The 15,460-nt window shown below is 72.8% G+C and carries 18 protein-coding genes and 1 tRNA gene; 7 read left to right on the forward strand and 12 right to left on the reverse strand.

Features of this window, described 5'->3' with window-relative positions; genetic code table 11:
• Positions 1 to 28 precede the first annotated feature (28 nt).
• Positions 29 to 1,798: an adenosylhomocysteinase gene (locus tag DEJ34_RS13470; RefSeq protein WP_110911689.1), complete on the reverse strand. Its 1,770-nt coding sequence runs from the start codon at positions 1,796 to 1,798 to the stop codon at positions 29 to 31.
• Positions 1,799 to 1,884: 86 nt separating this feature from the next.
• Positions 1,885 to 2,889, reverse strand: a complete 1,005-nt coding sequence (locus DEJ34_RS13475) for a PrsW family intramembrane metalloprotease (protein WP_258368365.1) — start codon at positions 2,887 to 2,889, stop codon at positions 1,885 to 1,887.
• Between the two features lie 75 nt (positions 2,890 to 2,964).
• Here DEJ34_RS13475 and DEJ34_RS13480 point away from each other — a divergent pair, with 75 nt between their 5' ends.
• From DEJ34_RS13480 to DEJ34_RS13490, 3 genes are all read left to right on the forward strand, one after another.
• Positions 2,965 to 3,228 (forward strand): glutaredoxin family protein, encoded by a 264-nt coding sequence (locus DEJ34_RS13480; protein WP_110824075.1) that lies wholly within the window; start codon positions 2,965 to 2,967, stop codon positions 3,226 to 3,228.
• A 117-nt stretch (positions 3,229 to 3,345) separates the two neighbouring features.
• The gene (locus DEJ34_RS13485) at positions 3,346 to 3,624 is read left to right on the forward strand and encodes a GlsB/YeaQ/YmgE family stress response membrane protein (protein ID WP_110824076.1); all 279 of its coding nucleotides are present in this window, start codon (positions 3,346 to 3,348) and stop codon (positions 3,622 to 3,624) included.
• Positions 3,625 to 3,752: 128 nt separating this feature from the next.
• Positions 3,753 to 4,172 (forward strand): hypothetical protein, encoded by a 420-nt coding sequence (locus DEJ34_RS13490; protein WP_110911691.1) that lies wholly within the window; start codon positions 3,753 to 3,755, stop codon positions 4,170 to 4,172.
• Positions 4,173 to 4,251: 79 nt separating this feature from the next.
• Here the strand turns inward: DEJ34_RS13490 and nadE are convergent, their stop codons facing one another.
• Positions 4,252 to 5,073, reverse strand: a complete 822-nt coding sequence (gene nadE / locus DEJ34_RS13495; RefSeq protein WP_110824078.1) for an NAD(+) synthase — start codon at positions 5,071 to 5,073, stop codon at positions 4,252 to 4,254.
• Between the two features lie 115 nt (positions 5,074 to 5,188).
• On the opposite strand from nadE, the gene DEJ34_RS13500 reads away from it, so the two are divergent.
• The gene (locus tag DEJ34_RS13500; protein ID WP_258368366.1) at positions 5,189 to 6,112 is read left to right on the forward strand and encodes a DMT family transporter; all 924 of its coding nucleotides are present in this window, start codon (positions 5,189 to 5,191) and stop codon (positions 6,110 to 6,112) included.
• A gap of 154 nt (positions 6,113 to 6,266) precedes the next feature.
• Here DEJ34_RS13500 and DEJ34_RS13505 read toward each other — a convergent pair.
• The 7 genes from DEJ34_RS13505 to DEJ34_RS13535 all read right to left on the reverse strand — a co-directional run bounded on the left by DEJ34_RS13505 (position 6,267) and on the right by DEJ34_RS13535 (position 10,889).
• Positions 6,267 to 6,338, reverse strand: a tRNA-Arg gene (locus DEJ34_RS13505).
• Positions 6,339 to 6,423: 85 nt separating this feature from the next.
• Positions 6,424 to 6,918: an HNH endonuclease gene (locus DEJ34_RS13510; RefSeq protein WP_110824428.1), complete on the reverse strand. Its 495-nt coding sequence runs from the start codon at positions 6,916 to 6,918 to the stop codon at positions 6,424 to 6,426.
• Between the two features lie 433 nt (positions 6,919 to 7,351).
• Complete coding sequence (locus DEJ34_RS13515) at positions 7,352 to 8,407, reverse strand: C40 family peptidase (protein WP_110911693.1); 1,056 nt, start codon at positions 8,405 to 8,407, stop codon at positions 7,352 to 7,354.
• 502 nt (positions 8,408 to 8,909) lie between these two features.
• Positions 8,910 to 9,452, reverse strand: coding sequence for a hypothetical protein (locus tag DEJ34_RS13520; protein WP_110911694.1), 543 nt, complete (start codon positions 9,450 to 9,452; stop codon positions 8,910 to 8,912).
• Entirely contained in the window at positions 9,449 to 9,907 is a 459-nt protein-coding gene (locus tag DEJ34_RS13525; RefSeq protein ID WP_110911695.1) for a hypothetical protein, read from the reverse strand. Before DEJ34_RS13525 ends, DEJ34_RS13520 begins: the two co-directional genes overlap by 4 nt.
• Before the next feature lie 110 nt (positions 9,908 to 10,017).
• Positions 10,018 to 10,155 (reverse strand): hypothetical protein, encoded by a 138-nt coding sequence (locus DEJ34_RS13530; protein ID WP_181419630.1) that lies wholly within the window; start codon positions 10,153 to 10,155, stop codon positions 10,018 to 10,020.
• A gap of 38 nt (positions 10,156 to 10,193) precedes the next feature.
• Positions 10,194 to 10,889, reverse strand: a complete 696-nt coding sequence (locus DEJ34_RS13535; RefSeq protein WP_110824083.1) for an iron-dependent transcriptional repressor DtxR — start codon at positions 10,887 to 10,889, stop codon at positions 10,194 to 10,196.
• Positions 10,890 to 11,062: 173 nt separating this feature from the next.
• Here DEJ34_RS13535 and serC point away from each other — a divergent pair, with 173 nt between their 5' ends.
• On the forward strand, positions 11,063 to 12,181 hold the full coding sequence (gene serC, locus DEJ34_RS13540) for a phosphoserine transaminase (protein WP_110911696.1): 1,119 nt from the start codon (positions 11,063 to 11,065) through the stop codon (positions 12,179 to 12,181).
• A 91-nt stretch (positions 12,182 to 12,272) separates the two neighbouring features.
• Here serC and DEJ34_RS13545 read toward each other — a convergent pair whose 3' ends face one another.
• Both DEJ34_RS13545 and DEJ34_RS13550 read right to left on the reverse strand, forming a co-directional pair.
• The gene (locus DEJ34_RS13545) at positions 12,273 to 12,890 is read right to left on the reverse strand and encodes a DUF3027 domain-containing protein (protein WP_110911697.1); all 618 of its coding nucleotides are present in this window, start codon (positions 12,888 to 12,890) and stop codon (positions 12,273 to 12,275) included.
• A 2-nt stretch (positions 12,891 to 12,892) separates the two neighbouring features.
• The gene (locus DEJ34_RS13550; RefSeq protein ID WP_110824086.1) at positions 12,893 to 13,270 is read right to left on the reverse strand and encodes a cold-shock protein; all 378 of its coding nucleotides are present in this window, start codon (positions 13,268 to 13,270) and stop codon (positions 12,893 to 12,895) included.
• Between the two features lie 143 nt (positions 13,271 to 13,413).
• On the opposite strand from DEJ34_RS13550, the gene DEJ34_RS13555 reads away from it, so the two are divergent.
• Together DEJ34_RS13555 and DEJ34_RS13560 are read left to right on the forward strand one after the other, a co-directional pair.
• Complete coding sequence (locus tag DEJ34_RS13555) at positions 13,414 to 13,626, forward strand: hypothetical protein (protein WP_110824087.1); 213 nt, start codon at positions 13,414 to 13,416, stop codon at positions 13,624 to 13,626.
• A 28-nt stretch (positions 13,627 to 13,654) separates the two neighbouring features.
• Entirely contained in the window at positions 13,655 to 15,439 is a 1,785-nt protein-coding gene (locus DEJ34_RS13560; protein ID WP_110911698.1) for a helicase-associated domain-containing protein, read from the forward strand.
• Positions 15,440 to 15,460 lie beyond the last annotated feature (21 nt).

Below are 15,460 nucleotides of genomic sequence, written 5' to 3' on the forward strand. Positions count from 1 at the left end.
TGCCCGGATGCCGCCGGCCGCCGGCCCGTCACGTCGGGTCCCCGAACCGTCGGGTCCGGACGTCCGGCTCGCGGTCCACGGGTTGCGCGGCGAGCGCTCCGGCGGACGTCCCGCCCTCGTCGCCGCCACCGCCGGGAGGCCCGCCCCGCGCCCCGAACGCGGCGAGCGCCACGCGGGCGGTCGCCTCGTCCACCTCGGGGTCGATCGGCACGACGGCGCGGTCCAGCTCGTCGCCCCGCTCGACGAGCATCCGCACGGCACCGAGCTGCGCCGCGAAGGACAGGTCCATCACCTCGATCGGGTTGCCCTCGGCCGCGGTGATGTTGATGCACCCGCCGCCGTCGAGCAGCAGCACGCCGGGACCGTCCGGGAGCGTGAGGCGCTCGACCCGTCGACCCACCGTCGTCCGCTCGGCCCCCGCTGCGACGGCGTCCTCGACCGCGATCTCCTGGTCCACCCCGCCCGCGACCGACAGGACCGCTCCGGGAGCGCACGCACGGAGCACCGTCAGGCTGACCGTGTCCGCCACCCCGGTCGCGCTCACCACCAGGTCGGCGGTGCGGACGGCGTCGACGAGCGGAGCGACCTCGTACCCGGCGAACACGGCCTGCAGCGCCCGGACCGGGTCGGTGTCGGCGACGGTGACCCGGAACCCGAGCGCCCGGAGGACCAGGGCGACCCCCTCCCCCACGTGACCGAACCCGGCGACGACCGCCCGGCCTCCCGTCAGGTCGGGCCGGACGCCGGGGTCGAGCGCGTCGACCAGGTCGAGTGTCGCGAACACCGTCGACTGCCCTGTGCCGTACCGGTTGTCGAAGAACGTCTTGGTGCGGGCGTCGTTCACCGCGACGACCGGGATCCCGAGCTGGCCGCGGGCCGCCATGACGCGCAGCGGGCGGAGGCCGCTCGTGGTCTCCTCGGCGGCTCCGAGCATCGTCGGCAGCAGGTCGGGGCGCTCCTGGTGCACGAGCCGGATGACGTGCGACCCGTCGTCGACGAGCACGTGCGGCCGGGTGTCGAGCATCGCGAGCGCGAGCGCGCGCTGTTCCGCCACGGTGGCGGTGCTGCTCGCGTGCACGGGGACGCCGGCCCGGCGGAGGACCGCGGCGACGGCGTCGTCCGTCTCGTCCGTATGCGCGTAGACGACCACCTCGGCGCCGGCGTCCTGCAGCAGGAGGGACAGCACGGCGGTCTTCGGCTCGAGGAACAGGCTCACCCCGACGCGGGTGCCCCGGAGCAGGCCGCCCTGCCGGAGCTCGTCGGCGACGGCACGGGACACCGGCATGGAGCGGCGGGCCCAGCGGATGCGGGCCTCGGCGGCGGGGTCGTCCTCGGGCTCGCGGCCGGTCGACACGAGGAACACGTCGTCGGAGAGCGTCGGCACGCCGAGGACGCCGGGGCGGGCGAGCACGGTCGGGCCGAAGGCGTCCTCGTCGACGGCGGGGACGTGGCGGCCGGCGTCGACCACGAGCAGCAGCGCGCCGCGGGGACGGTCCGCGGTGGCGTCCTCCACGGCGGCGGCGCTCTGTTCGGGCGTGCCGAGACACCAGAGCTGGTCGACGGCCGCGCCGTCACCGGCGTCCGCGGGTCGGGCTCCGAGCCCGACGAGCGATGCGTGCAGGGCGGCGGCGTCCCGGGGATCACCGCCGACGACGCGGAAGCGCCGAGCGGCGAGGAGCGTGTTCGTCACGCGGGCGGTGTGCCGGACCGCAGCGGACGCCCAGGCCGACGTTGCGGGGTCAGCGCGAGTCGGGTCGGCGCGGGTCGGGTCGGCGCGGGTCGGGTCGGCGCGCGGCATGGGGACATCGTAGGGCGGGCCGGTGGCCCGGCGGTGCCGGCGGTCGAGGCTGGCCGTGGCGCACGGGCGCGCCGGGCCCGGCAGGGTCAGAGCACGTGCGGCGGCGGCGTCCGGTGCCAGACCTGCTCGGCACCGTCGTCGGGGACACCCCAGGGTCCGGCGGGGACCTGCCACGAACCGACGGCCGGCACCTGCTGCGCCTCGATCCGCCGCGACAGCCGTCGGTGGTGCAGGAGCACCCCGACCAGGACGGCGACGCCGATCACGGACACGACGGCGAGGCCGGCGACGTACAGCGTCGTCACGACACCGGCGAGCGCGGGGGGCACGGTCCCGTCCTGCGCCGCCGAGAACGGCGTCCCGGTGATCACGAACGCGAGCAGGGTCGAGATCGTCGAGTTCGAGTCCCACAGCCCGTGCAGCACCGACACCACGACGTAGGCGACCAGCACCGACCACGTCCACCGGAACCGGGGACGACCGTGCGCCGCCCCGAAGAGCACCGCCCCGAGGATCGCCGTCCAGAGCACGTGCCCCACCGGCGAGAGCACGGCGCGGGCCACCTCGGTCTGCAGGAGCGACACGAGGTCGATGCCGCGGGTGGTGATCGCCGCGTTGAACGCGTACCCGGCTGACTCGAACGCCGAGAACCCGGCACCCACCGTCGCCCCGAGCAGTGCGCCCTGCCGTGCCGTCTTCGGTCGGACCCGCCAGCCGACCACGACCAGCAGCAGGCCCTTCACGAGTTCCTCGGCGAAGCCGACGAGCAGGTACAGGGTCGCCCCGGGGCGCAGGTCGGACTCGAGCAGGGACGCCCCGAGCACCCCGAGGACCCCGCCGACGAAGAACGCCGTGACCAGCTGCATCGTGCTCACCGTGCCGGTGACCCGTTCGATGACGAACAGCACCACGGTGAAGGGCACGAGGAAGCTGCCGAGCAGGATGATGGTCGGCACCAGGTTCGTGTTCTGCGTGGCGACGGTGACGATGATCGTCACGACCCACAGCAGGAACCCGCTGAGGAGGGTCTTCCACCACCAGCCGTGCCGGTGGTGGGGGTGCGCGCCGACGTGCGCGGTCTCGAGCGTCATGTGCCTCATCGTGCTCCGCGCCGCATGCCGAGGGTCTCCGGGAATACGGATGACGCGGTTCGGGTAGTCCCCCGCATGACCGATGAGACGTTCGACAAGGTGACCGTGTTCGGCGCGGACTGGTGCCGCGACTGCCGCCGCTCCAAGGCGCTGCTGGACCGACTGGGCGTGGACTACGAGTACGTGGACGTCGAGGCCGATCTGTCCGCCGCCGACCGCGCGCAGGCGATCAGTGGCCGGAAGAACATCCCCGTCGTGGTGCTGCCGGACGGCAAGCACTTCGTCGAGCCGTCCGACGCCGAGCTGCAGGCGGAGCTGGAGTCGTCGGGCGTGGTCTGACCGTCCGTCCGACGAACCTGGGAACGTGCTGAGCCGTACGCGTGTTAACTCGGGCGTCGGCCCTGAGCTCGGTGCACCGCCGAGGCCTCGGACCGGCCGCAGAACAAGGAGGACACCGTGATCGGTCTCATCATCAGCCTCATCATCGTCGGGCTCATCGCCGGCGCCCTCGCCCGCCTCATCATCCCCGGCAAGCAGCACATGTCCATCCTGATGACCATCGTCCTCGGGATCGTCGGCTCGTTCGTCGGTGGTCTGCTCGGGTTCCTGATCTTCCAGCACGACCCGCAGGACGGCTTCTTCCAGCCGGCCGGCATCATCGGCTCGATCATCGGAGCCGTCATCGTGCTGTTCCTCTACACGCGCTTCGCGGGTCGGGGTGCCAACCGTCGCTGACGGCGCGCCCTGCGCTGACGCGCTGACCACGCGACGGGAGGCCCGGTACCAGCTGGTACCGGGCCTCCCGTCGTCCTGTGCCCCGGAAGTCCGGAAGGCGCGCAGGCGGCCGGCGTACGGTCCACGACATGACTGATGCGAACGACACCCGTCGCCCGGAGCAGGACGCAGCACGGCTCGGCCTCGTCGTGGTCGGTGAGGCCGCCGCGCTGCAGTCCGGCGACGAAGCCGCGATGGACGCAAGCGAGGCGAACATCCGCGAGACCGTCGACGAACTCGTGGACGTCCCCCTGACCGAGCGCCAGGAGGAGGTCGTGGAGCGGCTCGCGCAGGCCGGCGGGACCCTGACCGCCGGGCTCAGTGGCGCGCTCGCCGCCCGGACCGGCAACAGCGTCGACGACGTCCTCGAGGGCGCCGCGCGGAGCATCGTCTGGCAGGAGCGCCTCACCGAGGAGCGCGAGGACGCCGGGCCCCACGACATCGGGCGACAGGACATCGGGCGACAGGACATCGGGCGCGACGACCAGGACGGCCGCCACTCCGCCTGACTCCGGACCACGGACACACGGGAGGCCCGTCACCAGCTGGTGACGGGCCTCCCGTGTGTCCCCGGGCCCCGGAGTGACGTCAGCGACGCCACCACTCGTCGAACGGCGACGCGGGTACCTGGCGCTTGTGCTCGGTCGCGCGGTACCGCGCCTCGATCGCCTCGGCGACCTCGACCGGGACGTCGTGTCCCTGCAGGTAGGCGTCGAGCTCGGCGTAGGTGAGGCCGAGGTTCGCCTCGTCGGTCTGGCCGGGCAGGTCGTCGAGCAGGTCCGCGGTCGGCGCCTTCTCGTACAGGCGGGCCGGCGCACCGAGGTGCTCGAGCAGCTGGCGCCCCTGGCTCTTCGTCAGACCGGTCAGCGGCGTGAGGTCGACGCCGCCGTCGCCGTACTTCGTGAAGAAGCCGGTCACGGCCTCGGCCGCGTGGTCGGTGCCGACGACCAGGAGCCCGCGCTGCCCAGCGACGGCGTACTGCGCGACCATGCGCATGCGGGCCTTCACGTTGCCCTTCACGAAGTCGCTCAGGGCGACGCCGGCCTCCGCGGTGTCCTGCACCACGCCGTCCACCCCGTGCTCGATGTTCACGACGATGCCGGGGTCCGCGGCGATGAACTGCAGGGCGAGCTGCGCGTCGTCCTCGTCGGCCTGCACCCGGTAGGGCATCCGCACGGTGACGAACTCGGCGGCGTGCCCCTCGGAGCGGAGCGACTCGACCGCGAGCTGCGTCAGGCGGCCGGCGAGCGTGGAGTCCTGTCCGCCGCTGACGGCGAGGACGTAGCCGTTCGCGCCGGTGGTCAGCAGGTAGTCACGCAGGAAGCCCACGCGTCGGGCGATCTCCTGCTCCGGGTCGATGGTCGGCTGGACGTTGAGGTCCGCGGCGATGGCGGCTTGGAGTTCTCGCACGCACCCAGTATCCGCCCGAGCCGCGCCGGGCGCACGGACACCGTGGAGGTGCTCACTAGAGTGGCGGCCACACCGGTCGGAGCCGCACCTGCACCGGAGACGACGGAGGTCGATCGTGAGGGACGAGCGCCGCGCCGGACTGCTCGCCGTCACCGTCACCGCCTTGCTCTGGGGCACCACCGGCACCGCCGCGACCTTCGCGCCCGACGTCGGCCCGCTCGCGATCGGTGCCGCGGCGCTCGGCGTCGGCGGGATCCTGCAGGCGGTCGTCGGCGCGCGGGCCCTCCGAGCGGCTGCTCCATTGCTCGTGCGGAGCCGCGCACTCGTCCTCGTCGGCGCGGTCGCCGTCGCGGTGTACCCGCTCGCGTTCTACAGCTCGATGCACACCGCCGGGGTGGCCGTCGGCTCCGTGGTGTCGTTGGCGTCCGCTCCCCTGGCGTCCGGGGTCCTGGAGCGGGTCGTCGACCGGCGGCCGCTCAGCCGGTGGTGGGTGCTCGCCGCGGCGCTCGGCGTCGTCGGGAGCGTGCTGCTCTGCCTGTCCAGCCTGGCGGGGTCGGCGGACCCGGCCGGCGTCGGGTCGCCTGGGTCGACGGTCCTCGGGGTCGTGCTCGGCCTCGTGGCCGGAGCCACGTACGCGGTCTACTCGTGGGCGTCCCGTCGGCTCATGGTCGACGGGGTCCCCCGCGCGGCCGCGATGGGTGCCGTGTTCGGCGGCGGTGGGCTGCTCCTCATGCCGGTGCTCGCCGTCACCGGAGCGCCCCTGCTCGCGTCGCCGCAGAACGCCGCGGTCGGCGTGTACATGGCGATCGTGCCGATGTTCCTCGGGTACCTGCTGTTCGGGTACGGACTGGCGAGGATCCCGGCGAGCACCGCCACCACCGTCACCCTCACCGAACCGGCGGTCGCTGCCGTGCTCGCGGTGCTGGTGGTCGGCGAGCGGCTCACCGCGGTCGGGTGGGCCGGGCTGGGCGTGATCGCGATCGTGCTCGTCGTCCTGGCGGTCGCGCCGACGAACACCCGGGCTGGTTCGCGCTCCTGAGGACGGGCCCGGACGGACCACCGAGGTGCCCCTGGAGGGACTCGAACCCCCAACCCTTTCCTGAGGACGGGACCGGACGGACCACCGAAGTGCCCCTGGAGGGACTCGAACCCCCAACCCTTTCCTGAGGACGGGACCGGACGGACCACCGAGGTGCCCCTGGAGGGACTCGAACCCCCAACCCTTTCCTTAGGACGGAACTGCTCTTCCATTGAGCTACAGAGGCCGGCCCGACCACTCTAGCGGGAGCCGGGACGCGCCGGACGAGAGGCGTGGGGCGGGCGTACCCGAGGCCTCCCGTCCGGCCCCACCTACGCGGCGACCAGGTACTCGTCCCAGTCCGGCTGCGGCCGCTCGATGCCGCGGACGACCCAGGCCGAACCGTGCGGGGCCTTCGGCGGGAACCGCAGCGTCCACCCCATCTCACGCGGGGTGCGGTCGCCCTTGACGTTGTTGCAGGCGAGGCAGCAGGCGACGAGGTTCTCCCACGAGTCTCGACCGCCACGGGACTTCGGCTGGACGTGGTCGATCGTGGTGGCGTTCCGGCCGCAGTAGGCGCACCGGTTGGCGTCCCGGCGGAGCACACCGCGCCGGGACACCGGGATCAGCCGGGACTGCGGGATGCGCACGTACCGGGTCAGGATGATGACGGACGGACGGTCGTAGCTGACGGCGGCACCGGTGACGGGGTGCAGGGTGTCGGCGGCGACGACGGAGGCCTTCTGGTTCATGACGAGGACCAGGGCTCGACGGAACGAGATCACCGCGAGGGGCTCGTAACCGGCGTTGAGGACGAGAGTGCGCATGGGTTCCCTTCCGACGTGCCTGGACGGCTTCCAGGCGGTGCGGGCACCGGGTCGGTCGGCGTGGAACGGGTCGTCACGGCCTCCGGGCCCGAGGGCGGGTCCGGCCGGCCCACGCCGTCGGAGCGGGCCGTCCTGCCGGAGCGGGGCGGTCCCACCGTCGTGGCGGGCCGGATACACGAAGAGCACCACCCGTCAGGGCGGTGCTCCGGTCAGTCGCGCGCGAGTTGCGGCTCGCAGGCAGTGGTCGTCCGTATGTCGACATGCGCGCGCCGACCCATGGTGCGGGTCGTGCGTGACGTCGACATGTGGTCTCCCGTTCGGGTCGAGGCGATCCGATGCGTGCAGGCTAACCCAGAAACCGGCCCCGCACGAGGGGTGCGGGGCCGGTTCGGACGCTGTTCACAAGCGCGCCCGCAGGGTGTCGTCCGGGGTGTCAGATCCCGAAGCGGACGATGTGGTAGTTGCTCGACCAGATCGGGCGGATCGATACGGAGCCGCCGGGCTTCGGGGCGTCCATGATCATGCCGTTGCCCATGTAGAAGCCGTCGTGCGAGTCGTCGTTGAAGACGACCACGTCGCCCGGCTGCGCTTCCGACTCGGGGATCGTGGTGCCGGCCTGGTCCTGCAGCGTGACCGAGTGGGCGAGGCTGATGCCGTGCTGCGCGTAGACGTACATGACGTAGCCCGAGCAGTCGAACCCGGCGGGGGTGGCGCCACCGAACACGTAGGGCGTCCCGATGTACTGCTTCGCCGTGGCGACGACGGCCGGCAGCGAGAACGGGGTCCCCGCGGCAGGTGCCGCACTCGTCGCGGCGGCGTTCGCGGCGTCGGCGGCCGAGGCGGTCGTGGCCGCTCCGGTCGAGTCGTCGGCGAGGTAGTCCTCGGCCGTCTTGCCGTCGTAGGCGTACTCCGCTGCCTTCGCGGCACGAGCGGCCTCGAGCTCGGCGGCGGCCTTCGCCGCTGCCTTCGCGGCGGCCTGCGCCTCGAGGGTCGCGGTCGAGGTGGCGCTGAAGCCGTCGCGCGAGGTGTCGGCTGCGCCGGCCGCGGCGGACACGTCGAACTGCTGCGCCTGCACCGCGAGGTCGGAGGCCGCGTCGGTCTGCGCGGCTCCGGCCTGCGACGTGGAGGTGGTCGCGAAGGCGGCCGGGACGGCCATCGTGCCGAACATCCCCGCCGCGACGGCCAGGACGACGGGAGCCATGAACCGGCGCTTGCGGGACGACGCTGACGGAGCGGCCGCGCGGGTGACGCCGAGGGCGCGGCCGTCACGGGTCGCGGCAGCGCGGGTGGCGGGCGTCCGGGCGGCTGCCGGACGGGCTGCGCTCGTACGGGGTGCGGTCGGGGCGGACGCCGTGCGGGCGAGCGGGCGACGTGCGGCACGCTCGGCTGCTTCGCGTGCTGCCCTGCGGGTCAGGGGAGCTGCGACGGTGTCACCGGTGGTCGTCGGGTTCGCGGTCGGGTCGTCCGCGGCGGTTCCGGTGTGGGTCAAGTGGGTCTCGGGCGCCTCGTGACACGCGCCCGGTCGAGGACGGTCGCGTGCAACCCCATCCGTTCGTCATCGTTTCCGATCGAGGCAGGAGACGGGTCACGAGACGTCCTGCCACGGGTCCCGAGATCGCTGCTCGCGGGACTCGACGAGTGTACGGGCGCACCGCGGACATGTCGAGACGAAACCGTGACCTGGTAACGGATAGGTGAAGAACCCCTGGTCAGAGCGAGGGAATTGGTCACCACGATGGCCTGCTGCTTCTTGTACGTCCACTCAGGTCTTGTCCCCCGGGGCCGTACCCCCTATGGTTCGCCCACCACGAGGACCCAGGCGCGAGCTCACCGCGGCGATCCCGGTCCATCAACGGACCCTCGTGCTGTGACGCCCGGCACCTGCACCGAGCGATCGCAGCGAACGAGGACGGGATGCAGGTACCCCGGAGCGCGGGCTCCGGTGCACCCCGACGCAGCGCCTGGCCCGGGCTGTGTCGGCGGGCGACAGGTCACTCGCCGGAGAGGTCCTCGGCGATGTCGTCGGCGTTGCCGGGGAAGCACAGCGAGACCGCCTGCACGGTGTAGTTCCCGGGGTACGCGTACGCGCTGATCGACGCGATCTTCCCGCCACCGCTGCCGATGACCGCGGGACCGTCGCTCGACTCGCGGCGGACGACCTGCATCCCCTGGGACTTCCAGTGCTCCTCCATGCGCGTGGCGTCCTCGTCGGGCGACCCCTCGAGCGTGCTCCCGGTCAGGTAGCGCCACTGCGCCCCTCCCGTGCCGTCCTCGAGTTCGCAGTCTTCCGGGTAGTCCGGGCCGGTGCGCGCCTTCCACTCCCCACCGAGTCGCTCGGTGGCGTCGTCGACGGCTTCGATCATCTGCTGCTTCGCGGTGTCGGCGTCCACGGTCGGCTCCGTTCGTCCTGGTGCTGCGGTGTCGGATCCCCGCAGGACACAGCCTGCGAGCACGGTGGTGGTGGCCGTCATGACGAGGACGCCCGCGACGGCGCGCCTCGCCGTGGTCCATCGAGCGGTGGTCGTCGTCGTCATCGTCCCGCCATCCACCAGGGCCTCCCGTCGATCAGGTCCTGGTCTCGCTTCGTCGGTGGTTCCGGGTGGTACGCGGTCGCATCGTCCTCGTGCCCCGTCGTCACCCGCCCCACGTTGTACACGGACTCGGTGTCGGCGTCCAGGTAGCCGGACCTGTCACCGGTGAGCGGGTCGTGGTCGAGGACCGGCCTGCGGTCCGCCGCGTCGGCCGGGTTCGAGTCCGTCCCGAAGACCGTCGCACCGAAGGCCTCTCGGGACGGATCCACGTGGTGCCCGGGTGCCGTGCGTCCCAGCGCTGCGAGGTGGTCGCCCTGTCCGGCCTCGTCGGGGAGGACGTTCCGTGCCTGGCCGACGTAGACGTGCTCGGCGTGCACCTTGCCGGCCGAGTCGACCGCGTTCGGCAGGCCGGCGGACCCCAGCGCGAGCGCCTTCGCGTCGCCTGCGTCGAACTCCATGTCCGTCGCTGTCCCTCCCCCGGTCGGCGTCGCAGTTCCCCCGCGACGCAGACTGGCTCGCCGGCGTGCCGGTGAGCAGGACCGCCGCTCCGATCGCCGGAGCACGGCGCTCAGAGCACGTCGTCCCTGCCGCTGATCTCGAGCGAGCCCACCACGTCCTTCACCCGCCGCCCGTCCGGTCCTGCCGTCGGCACGTCCTCGCCGACGATGACCCGCGTCCGACGGGCGTCCAGGGAACGGACGGGCACGCCCGTTCCTGCCCCTGGGTGCGGCGGGCGAGGAGACGTCAGTCGGTGCTGATGTAGACGTGCTGCGCGACCTCGGTCGGCAGCTCGATCCCGGCGTCCTCGCCGTCGACGCGGACCGCCACGTAGGCGCCCGCGCGCTGCACGCTGGCCGTGCGTCCGGGCATGACCCCGGCGGCGCGGAGCTGGTGCAGCAGCTCCGGCTCGAACTGCACCGGCTCGCCCAGACGGCGGATGACGCCGGTCGCGATCGCGTCGGTGTCGTCGGTGGCGACCACGATGTTGCGCACCCCGTCGAGGAAGCCGGCCGCCGTGGGTCCACCGATCTCCGCGAGGCCGGGGATCGGGTTGCCGTACGGGGACTCCGTCGGGTTCCCGAGCATCTCGAGCAGGCGGACCTCCACCTGCTCGCTCATCACGTGCTCCCACCGACAGGCCTCGTCGTGGACGAAGGCCCAGTCGAGGCCGATCACGTCGGCGAGCAACCGCTCGGCCAGACGGTGCTTGCGCATCACGTGCGTGGCGCGGGACCGACCGGTGTCGGTGAGTTCCAGGTGCCGGTCGCCCGAGACGACGACGAGGCCGTCGCGCTCCATGCGGGCGATCGTCTGCGAGACCGTGGGGCCCGAGTGCCCGAGTCGCTCCGAGATCCGGGCGCGCAGCGGGACGATGCCCTCTTCTTCGAGGTCGAGGATGGTGCGGAGGTACATCTCCGTGGTGTCGACGAGATCGGTCACGCCTCCGCCTCTCCTGATGTGGACCCAGCCCGACCCACACTACTTGCTGGCGCCGACGCACCGGGACCGACACCGTGCGCTCTGCGCGGACGCCGGCCGGGAGGCCCGTCCCGGCCCCGCCCCGTCCGGCCGGTCCATGGGGGCGACCGCAGGGCCGTCGGTAGGATCGGCCCATGGCAGACATCGTCATCCCAGCCGACCTCCTCCCCACCGACGGCCGCTTCGGATGTGGTCCGTCGAAGATCCGCGGAGCGCAGCTCGAGACCCTCGTCACCCGCGGAGCGACCGTCCTCGGGACCTCGCACCGCCAGAAGCCCGTCAAGGACCTGGTCGGCTCCGTCCGGCAGGGCCTCGCCGACCTGTTCCAGGTGCCCAACGGCTACGAGGTCGTGCTCGGCAACGGCGGGTCGACCGCGTTCTGGGACGCCGCCGCCTTCGGTCTCATCGAGCGCCGGGCGGAGAACCTGTCCTTCGGTGAGTTCGGGTCGAAGTTCGCCAAGGCCGCCGCCGCCCCGTGGCTCGAGGCACCGCACGTCGTGGAGGCCCCGGGCGGGTCCCGCGCCGAGCTCGAGATCGTCGAGGGTGTCGACGTCTACGCCTACCCGCACAACGAGACCTCGACCGGCGTCATGGCCCCGGTCGTCCGGGCCGCGGGCGACCCCGGCGCACTGACCGTCGTCGACGCCACGAGCGCTGCCGGTGGTGCCGCGTTCGACGTCGACCAGACCGACGTCTACTACTTCGCCCCGCAGAAGAACTTCGCCTCGGACGGCGGGCTCTGGCTCGCGCTGTTCTCCCCCGCGGCGATCGAGCGTGTCGAGCGGATCGCCGCGTCCGACCGCTACATCCCGGAGTTCCTGTCGCTGAAGAACGCCGTGGACAACTCCCGGTTGGACCAGACGCTGAACACCCCGGCGATCACGACCCTGCTGCTCCTCGACGACCAGGTGCGGTGGATCAACCAGTCCGGTGGTCTGGCGTGGGCCGACGGCCGCACGAAGACGTCGTCCTCGACGCTCTACGACTGGGCCGAGGCCTCCGACTACGCGACGCCGTTCGTCACCGACCCGGCGCACCGGTCGCAGGTCGTCGTGACGATCGACCTCGACGACTCGATCGACGCCAAGGCCGTGGCCGCGACGCTCCGGCAGAACGGCATCGTCGACACGGAGCCGTACCGGAAGCTCGGCCGGAACCAGCTCCGTGTCGCGACCTTCACGGCGATCGACCCCGACGACGTCACCAAGCTCACCCGGGCGATCGACCACGTGGTGGCTGCCCTGGCGAGCTGACCCCGCCGCCGCGAGACGCAACGAGGGCGGTGTCACGCAACGGTGTTCCGTTGCGCGACACCGCCCTCGTTGCGTGAGGTGGACCGACGGGTCAGGACCGGTGGAAGCCGGGGTCGGTCTCGCCGGCGTCGAGCTGGTCCAGGTCCAGGTCGTCGTCCGGGTCGACGGGACGGACGCGGCGGGTGCGGCGACGACCACGGGTGCGGGCGGGCGGGGCGACGGGCTCGTCGTCGTCCGACTCCTCGTCGTCGTTGTCATCCGAGTCGTCGTCGTCATCCGAGTCGTCGTCGTCGGACTCGTCATCGTCGTCCGAGTCGTCGTCGTCGGACTCGTCGTCGTCGTCCGACTCGTCGTCGTCCTCGTCAGCCTCGTCGTCGAAGTCGTCCTCGTCCTCGTCCTCGTCCGACTCCTCGTCGTCCTGCGCGGCCCGGTACTCGGCCAGTCGCTCCGACCACGGCACCCACTCCGGCGCGAGCAACGAGCCGTCACCCGGCATCAGTTCGACCTCGAGCACGGTGGGCTCGTCACCCTCGACCTGGGCGATGCTGACGGTCCAGCGCCACCCCGGGTACCCCGGCATGCGGTTGGCGAAGAGGACGGAGACGACGCCGTCGCCCTCGTCGACGGTGCCGACGGGGCTCCCGACGGTGGCTTCGGGGGTGATCTCGAGCAGTGCGCCGCGGGCGAGCTCGGTGAGGTCGGTGGTCATGTTCACGCGTCCAACTGGTCGGCGACGTGTCGCAGGATGGTGGCGATCCGCTCACCGTTCTTCGGGTAGCGGCCCCGCTTGAGGTCACCGCTGATGCGGTCGAGTTCCTTCACCAGGTCCTCGACGATGACGGCCATGTCGTCGGCGGAGCGACGGGTCATCTTGGAGAGCGACGCCGGCGCTTCGAGGATCCGCACGGTCAGCGCCTGCGAACCCTTCTTGCCCTGCACCACGCCGTACTCGAGCTTGGTGCCGGCCTTCACCGTGGCCACACCGTCGGGCAGGGAGGAGGCGTGCAGGAAGACCTGGTCGCCGTCGTCTCCGGTGATGAAGCCGAAGCCCTTCTGGTCGTCGTAGAACTTGACCTTGCCGGTGGGCATGCTGGGACTCCTCGATACATGGACGGCCGCGGTGCGTCGGATATCCTGGGCCGATGGCCAAGCCGACCCGATCCACCGGGGACCCCCGCACTGCTGCGGAACCCCCGGCGACGTCCAATCGTACCGAACGCACACTCGCGTTCATGGTCGGTGGGATCGTCCTCCTCATCCTGGCGAGCTTCATCGTCATGATCACTGGGTGGCTGACGATGAAGCAGATCCCCGGGGACGGCATCTGGCCGGTCGCCCTCGGCGTCGTCTACTTCGGCCCTCCGGTCGCCTTCGTCCTCATGCTGGCGCTCCTGGCCCTCACCTGGACCCGCAAGGCCCGGCAGCACCGCGCAGAGGCCCGCTGACGTCCGCCACGGACGCCGGCCGAGGACGATGACGACCACGACGGACCTCGCCGCACGCCTGCGCGAGCTCCCCGACGACGCACTCGAGCAGCTCGTGCTCGCGCGCGCCCTCCCCACCGCCGCGCTCGGCGAGTCCGGACCGCAGCACATCGCGGACTTCTTCGACCTCGCCGAGGCGCTCCGCACCGACGACGCGGTGGACGCCGCCGTCGAACGGCTCCCGCGCCGCACGCTCGTCGCACTCCGCGACGGGGGCCCCGCCGAGGACCTCGCGCCGGCCGTCGCACTCGGGCTCGTCGGCCGTGACGGCGCCGTCGACGACGCGGTCACCTCCCGGCTCGCGGCCCGCCCGGACCTCGTCCCCGACGGCCCGGGAGGCCCGGCTCCGGTCCGCCCCGCAGCCGCCGCCCAGCAGGGTGCCGACGGCGGCACCGACGACGCCCGCGCCCGCGCGACCGGAGCGGAGCACGCCTTCGAGACGCTCACGGTGCTCGCGGAGCTCCTCCGCGCGGCCGACGACGGCGCCGTCCGCGAGCTCGCGAAGGGCGGGATCGGAGCGCCCCTCGCTCGACAGCTCGCCGAACGCACGGGGGCCGACGCCGCCGTGGTCGCGGACCGCCTCGCCCTGCTCGACCGGATCGGTGCCGCCCACCCCGTGGACGGGTCCTGGACGGTCTCGGACCGCGGCCGGACCTGGCTGCACGCCACGTGGCCGGAGCGGTGGGCATCGCTCGTGCACGACTGGCGCGACGCCCTCGCCCCCGCCGTGGTCGAGGTCCTCACGCTCGCGGACGACGACCTCACCGACCTCGTGGCGCTGGGCCGGTGGGCGTACCCAGCCGGCTCGCGCTGGCTCGACGCGGCCCTGCTCGACGCGGCCGGCGCCGCGGGTGTCCTCGGGCTCGCGGTGGCCGGGCGCCTGACGTCCACCGGGCACGCACTGCTCGGCGACGACCGCGACGCCGCTCTGGCCGCGGCGGTCGCCGACCTGCCGGGGACGGTCGACGGCGTGTACCTCCAGCCGGACCTGACGGTCATCGCGCCGGGTCCGCTGTCGCCCGCCGACGACGACGACCTCCGTGCCGTCGCCGACCTGGAGGCGCCGGGGCTCGCCGCTCGGTACCGGGTGTCCGAGGACTCGCTCCGCCGGGCGCTCCGGGCCGGACGGACCCGCGAGGAGGTCGTGGCGCTCTTCACCCGGCTCGGCGCCACGGACGTCCCGCAGCCCCTCACGTACCTCATCGACCAGGTCGCGACCCGGGACGGCAGTGTCGTCGTGGGCCGTGGCGAGGGCGACCTCGGGTCGGTCGTGCACGGGACGCCCGAGCAGCTCGACCTCGTCGGGGTCGACGCCGAGCTCCGCCAGCTGGCGTGGGAGCGGCCCGACCTCACGACCCTCGTGACGAAGTACCCGCCGCACGTCGTGGCCAGTGCACTCGAGGACCAGCGCTACCCGGCCGTGCTCGCAGCCGACGCCCGCCCGGAGACGCGATCCGGGCCTCCCGTCCGGCGGCGGACGCCGAGCCGCTCACCGGAGCAGGCGGCCCGCGCCCTGGTGGAGCGGCTGCGATTGACGACGGAACGCGGCGACGCGGAACCCGAGCAGGAGTGGATGGCCCGCCAGATCGACATGGCCGTGCGCGGTCGGACGCCGATCCGCGTGACCGTCCGGATGCCGGACGGGTCGGAGAAGCCGTTCTCGATCGTCCCGACCTCGGTCGCGGCCGGTCGGGTGCGGGGGAGGGACACCGCGGTCGACGTCGAGCGGACCCTCCCGCTCTCCCTCGTGGTCACGATCGAGAGCGATGCCTGACGGCCGTCCTGTGGACAACCG

Origin of the sequence: Curtobacterium sp. MCPF17_050 (genome assembly GCF_003224435.2) — a bacterium.
GTDB lineage: Bacteria > Actinomycetota > Actinomycetes > Actinomycetales > Microbacteriaceae > Curtobacterium.

Bases quoted from the DNA above. Each gene is read 5' to 3' on its own strand.
- DEJ34_RS13470 (WP_110911689.1), bottom strand. From the start codon at position 1,798: ATGCCGCGCGCCGACCCGACCCGCGCCGACCCGACCCGCGCCGACCCG.
- DEJ34_RS13475 (WP_258368365.1), bottom strand. From the start codon at position 2,889: ATGACGCTCGAGACCGCGCACGTCGGCGCGCACCCCCACCACCGGCAC.
- DEJ34_RS13480 (WP_110824075.1), top strand. From the start codon at position 2,965: ATGACCGATGAGACGTTCGACAAGGTGACCGTGTTCGGCGCGGACTGG.
- DEJ34_RS13490 (WP_110911691.1), top strand. From the start codon at position 3,753: ATGACTGATGCGAACGACACCCGTCGCCCGGAGCAGGACGCAGCACGG.
- DEJ34_RS13510 (WP_110824428.1), bottom strand. From the start codon at position 6,918: ATGCGCACTCTCGTCCTCAACGCCGGTTACGAGCCCCTCGCGGTGATC.
- DEJ34_RS13520 (WP_110911694.1), bottom strand. From the start codon at position 9,452: ATGACGACGACGACCACCGCTCGATGGACCACGGCGAGGCGCGCCGTC.
- DEJ34_RS13525 (WP_110911695.1), bottom strand. From the start codon at position 9,907: ATGGAGTTCGACGCAGGCGACGCGAAGGCGCTCGCGCTGGGGTCCGCC.
- serC (WP_110911696.1), top strand. From the start codon at position 11,063: ATGGCAGACATCGTCATCCCAGCCGACCTCCTCCCCACCGACGGCCGC.
- DEJ34_RS13545 (WP_110911697.1), bottom strand. From the start codon at position 12,890: ATGACCACCGACCTCACCGAGCTCGCCCGCGGCGCACTGCTCGAGATC.
- DEJ34_RS13550 (WP_110824086.1), bottom strand. From the start codon at position 13,270: ATGCCCACCGGCAAGGTCAAGTTCTACGACGACCAGAAGGGCTTCGGC.
- DEJ34_RS13555 (WP_110824087.1), top strand. From the start codon at position 13,414: ATGGTCGGTGGGATCGTCCTCCTCATCCTGGCGAGCTTCATCGTCATG.
- DEJ34_RS13560 (WP_110911698.1), top strand. From the start codon at position 13,655: ATGACGACCACGACGGACCTCGCCGCACGCCTGCGCGAGCTCCCCGAC.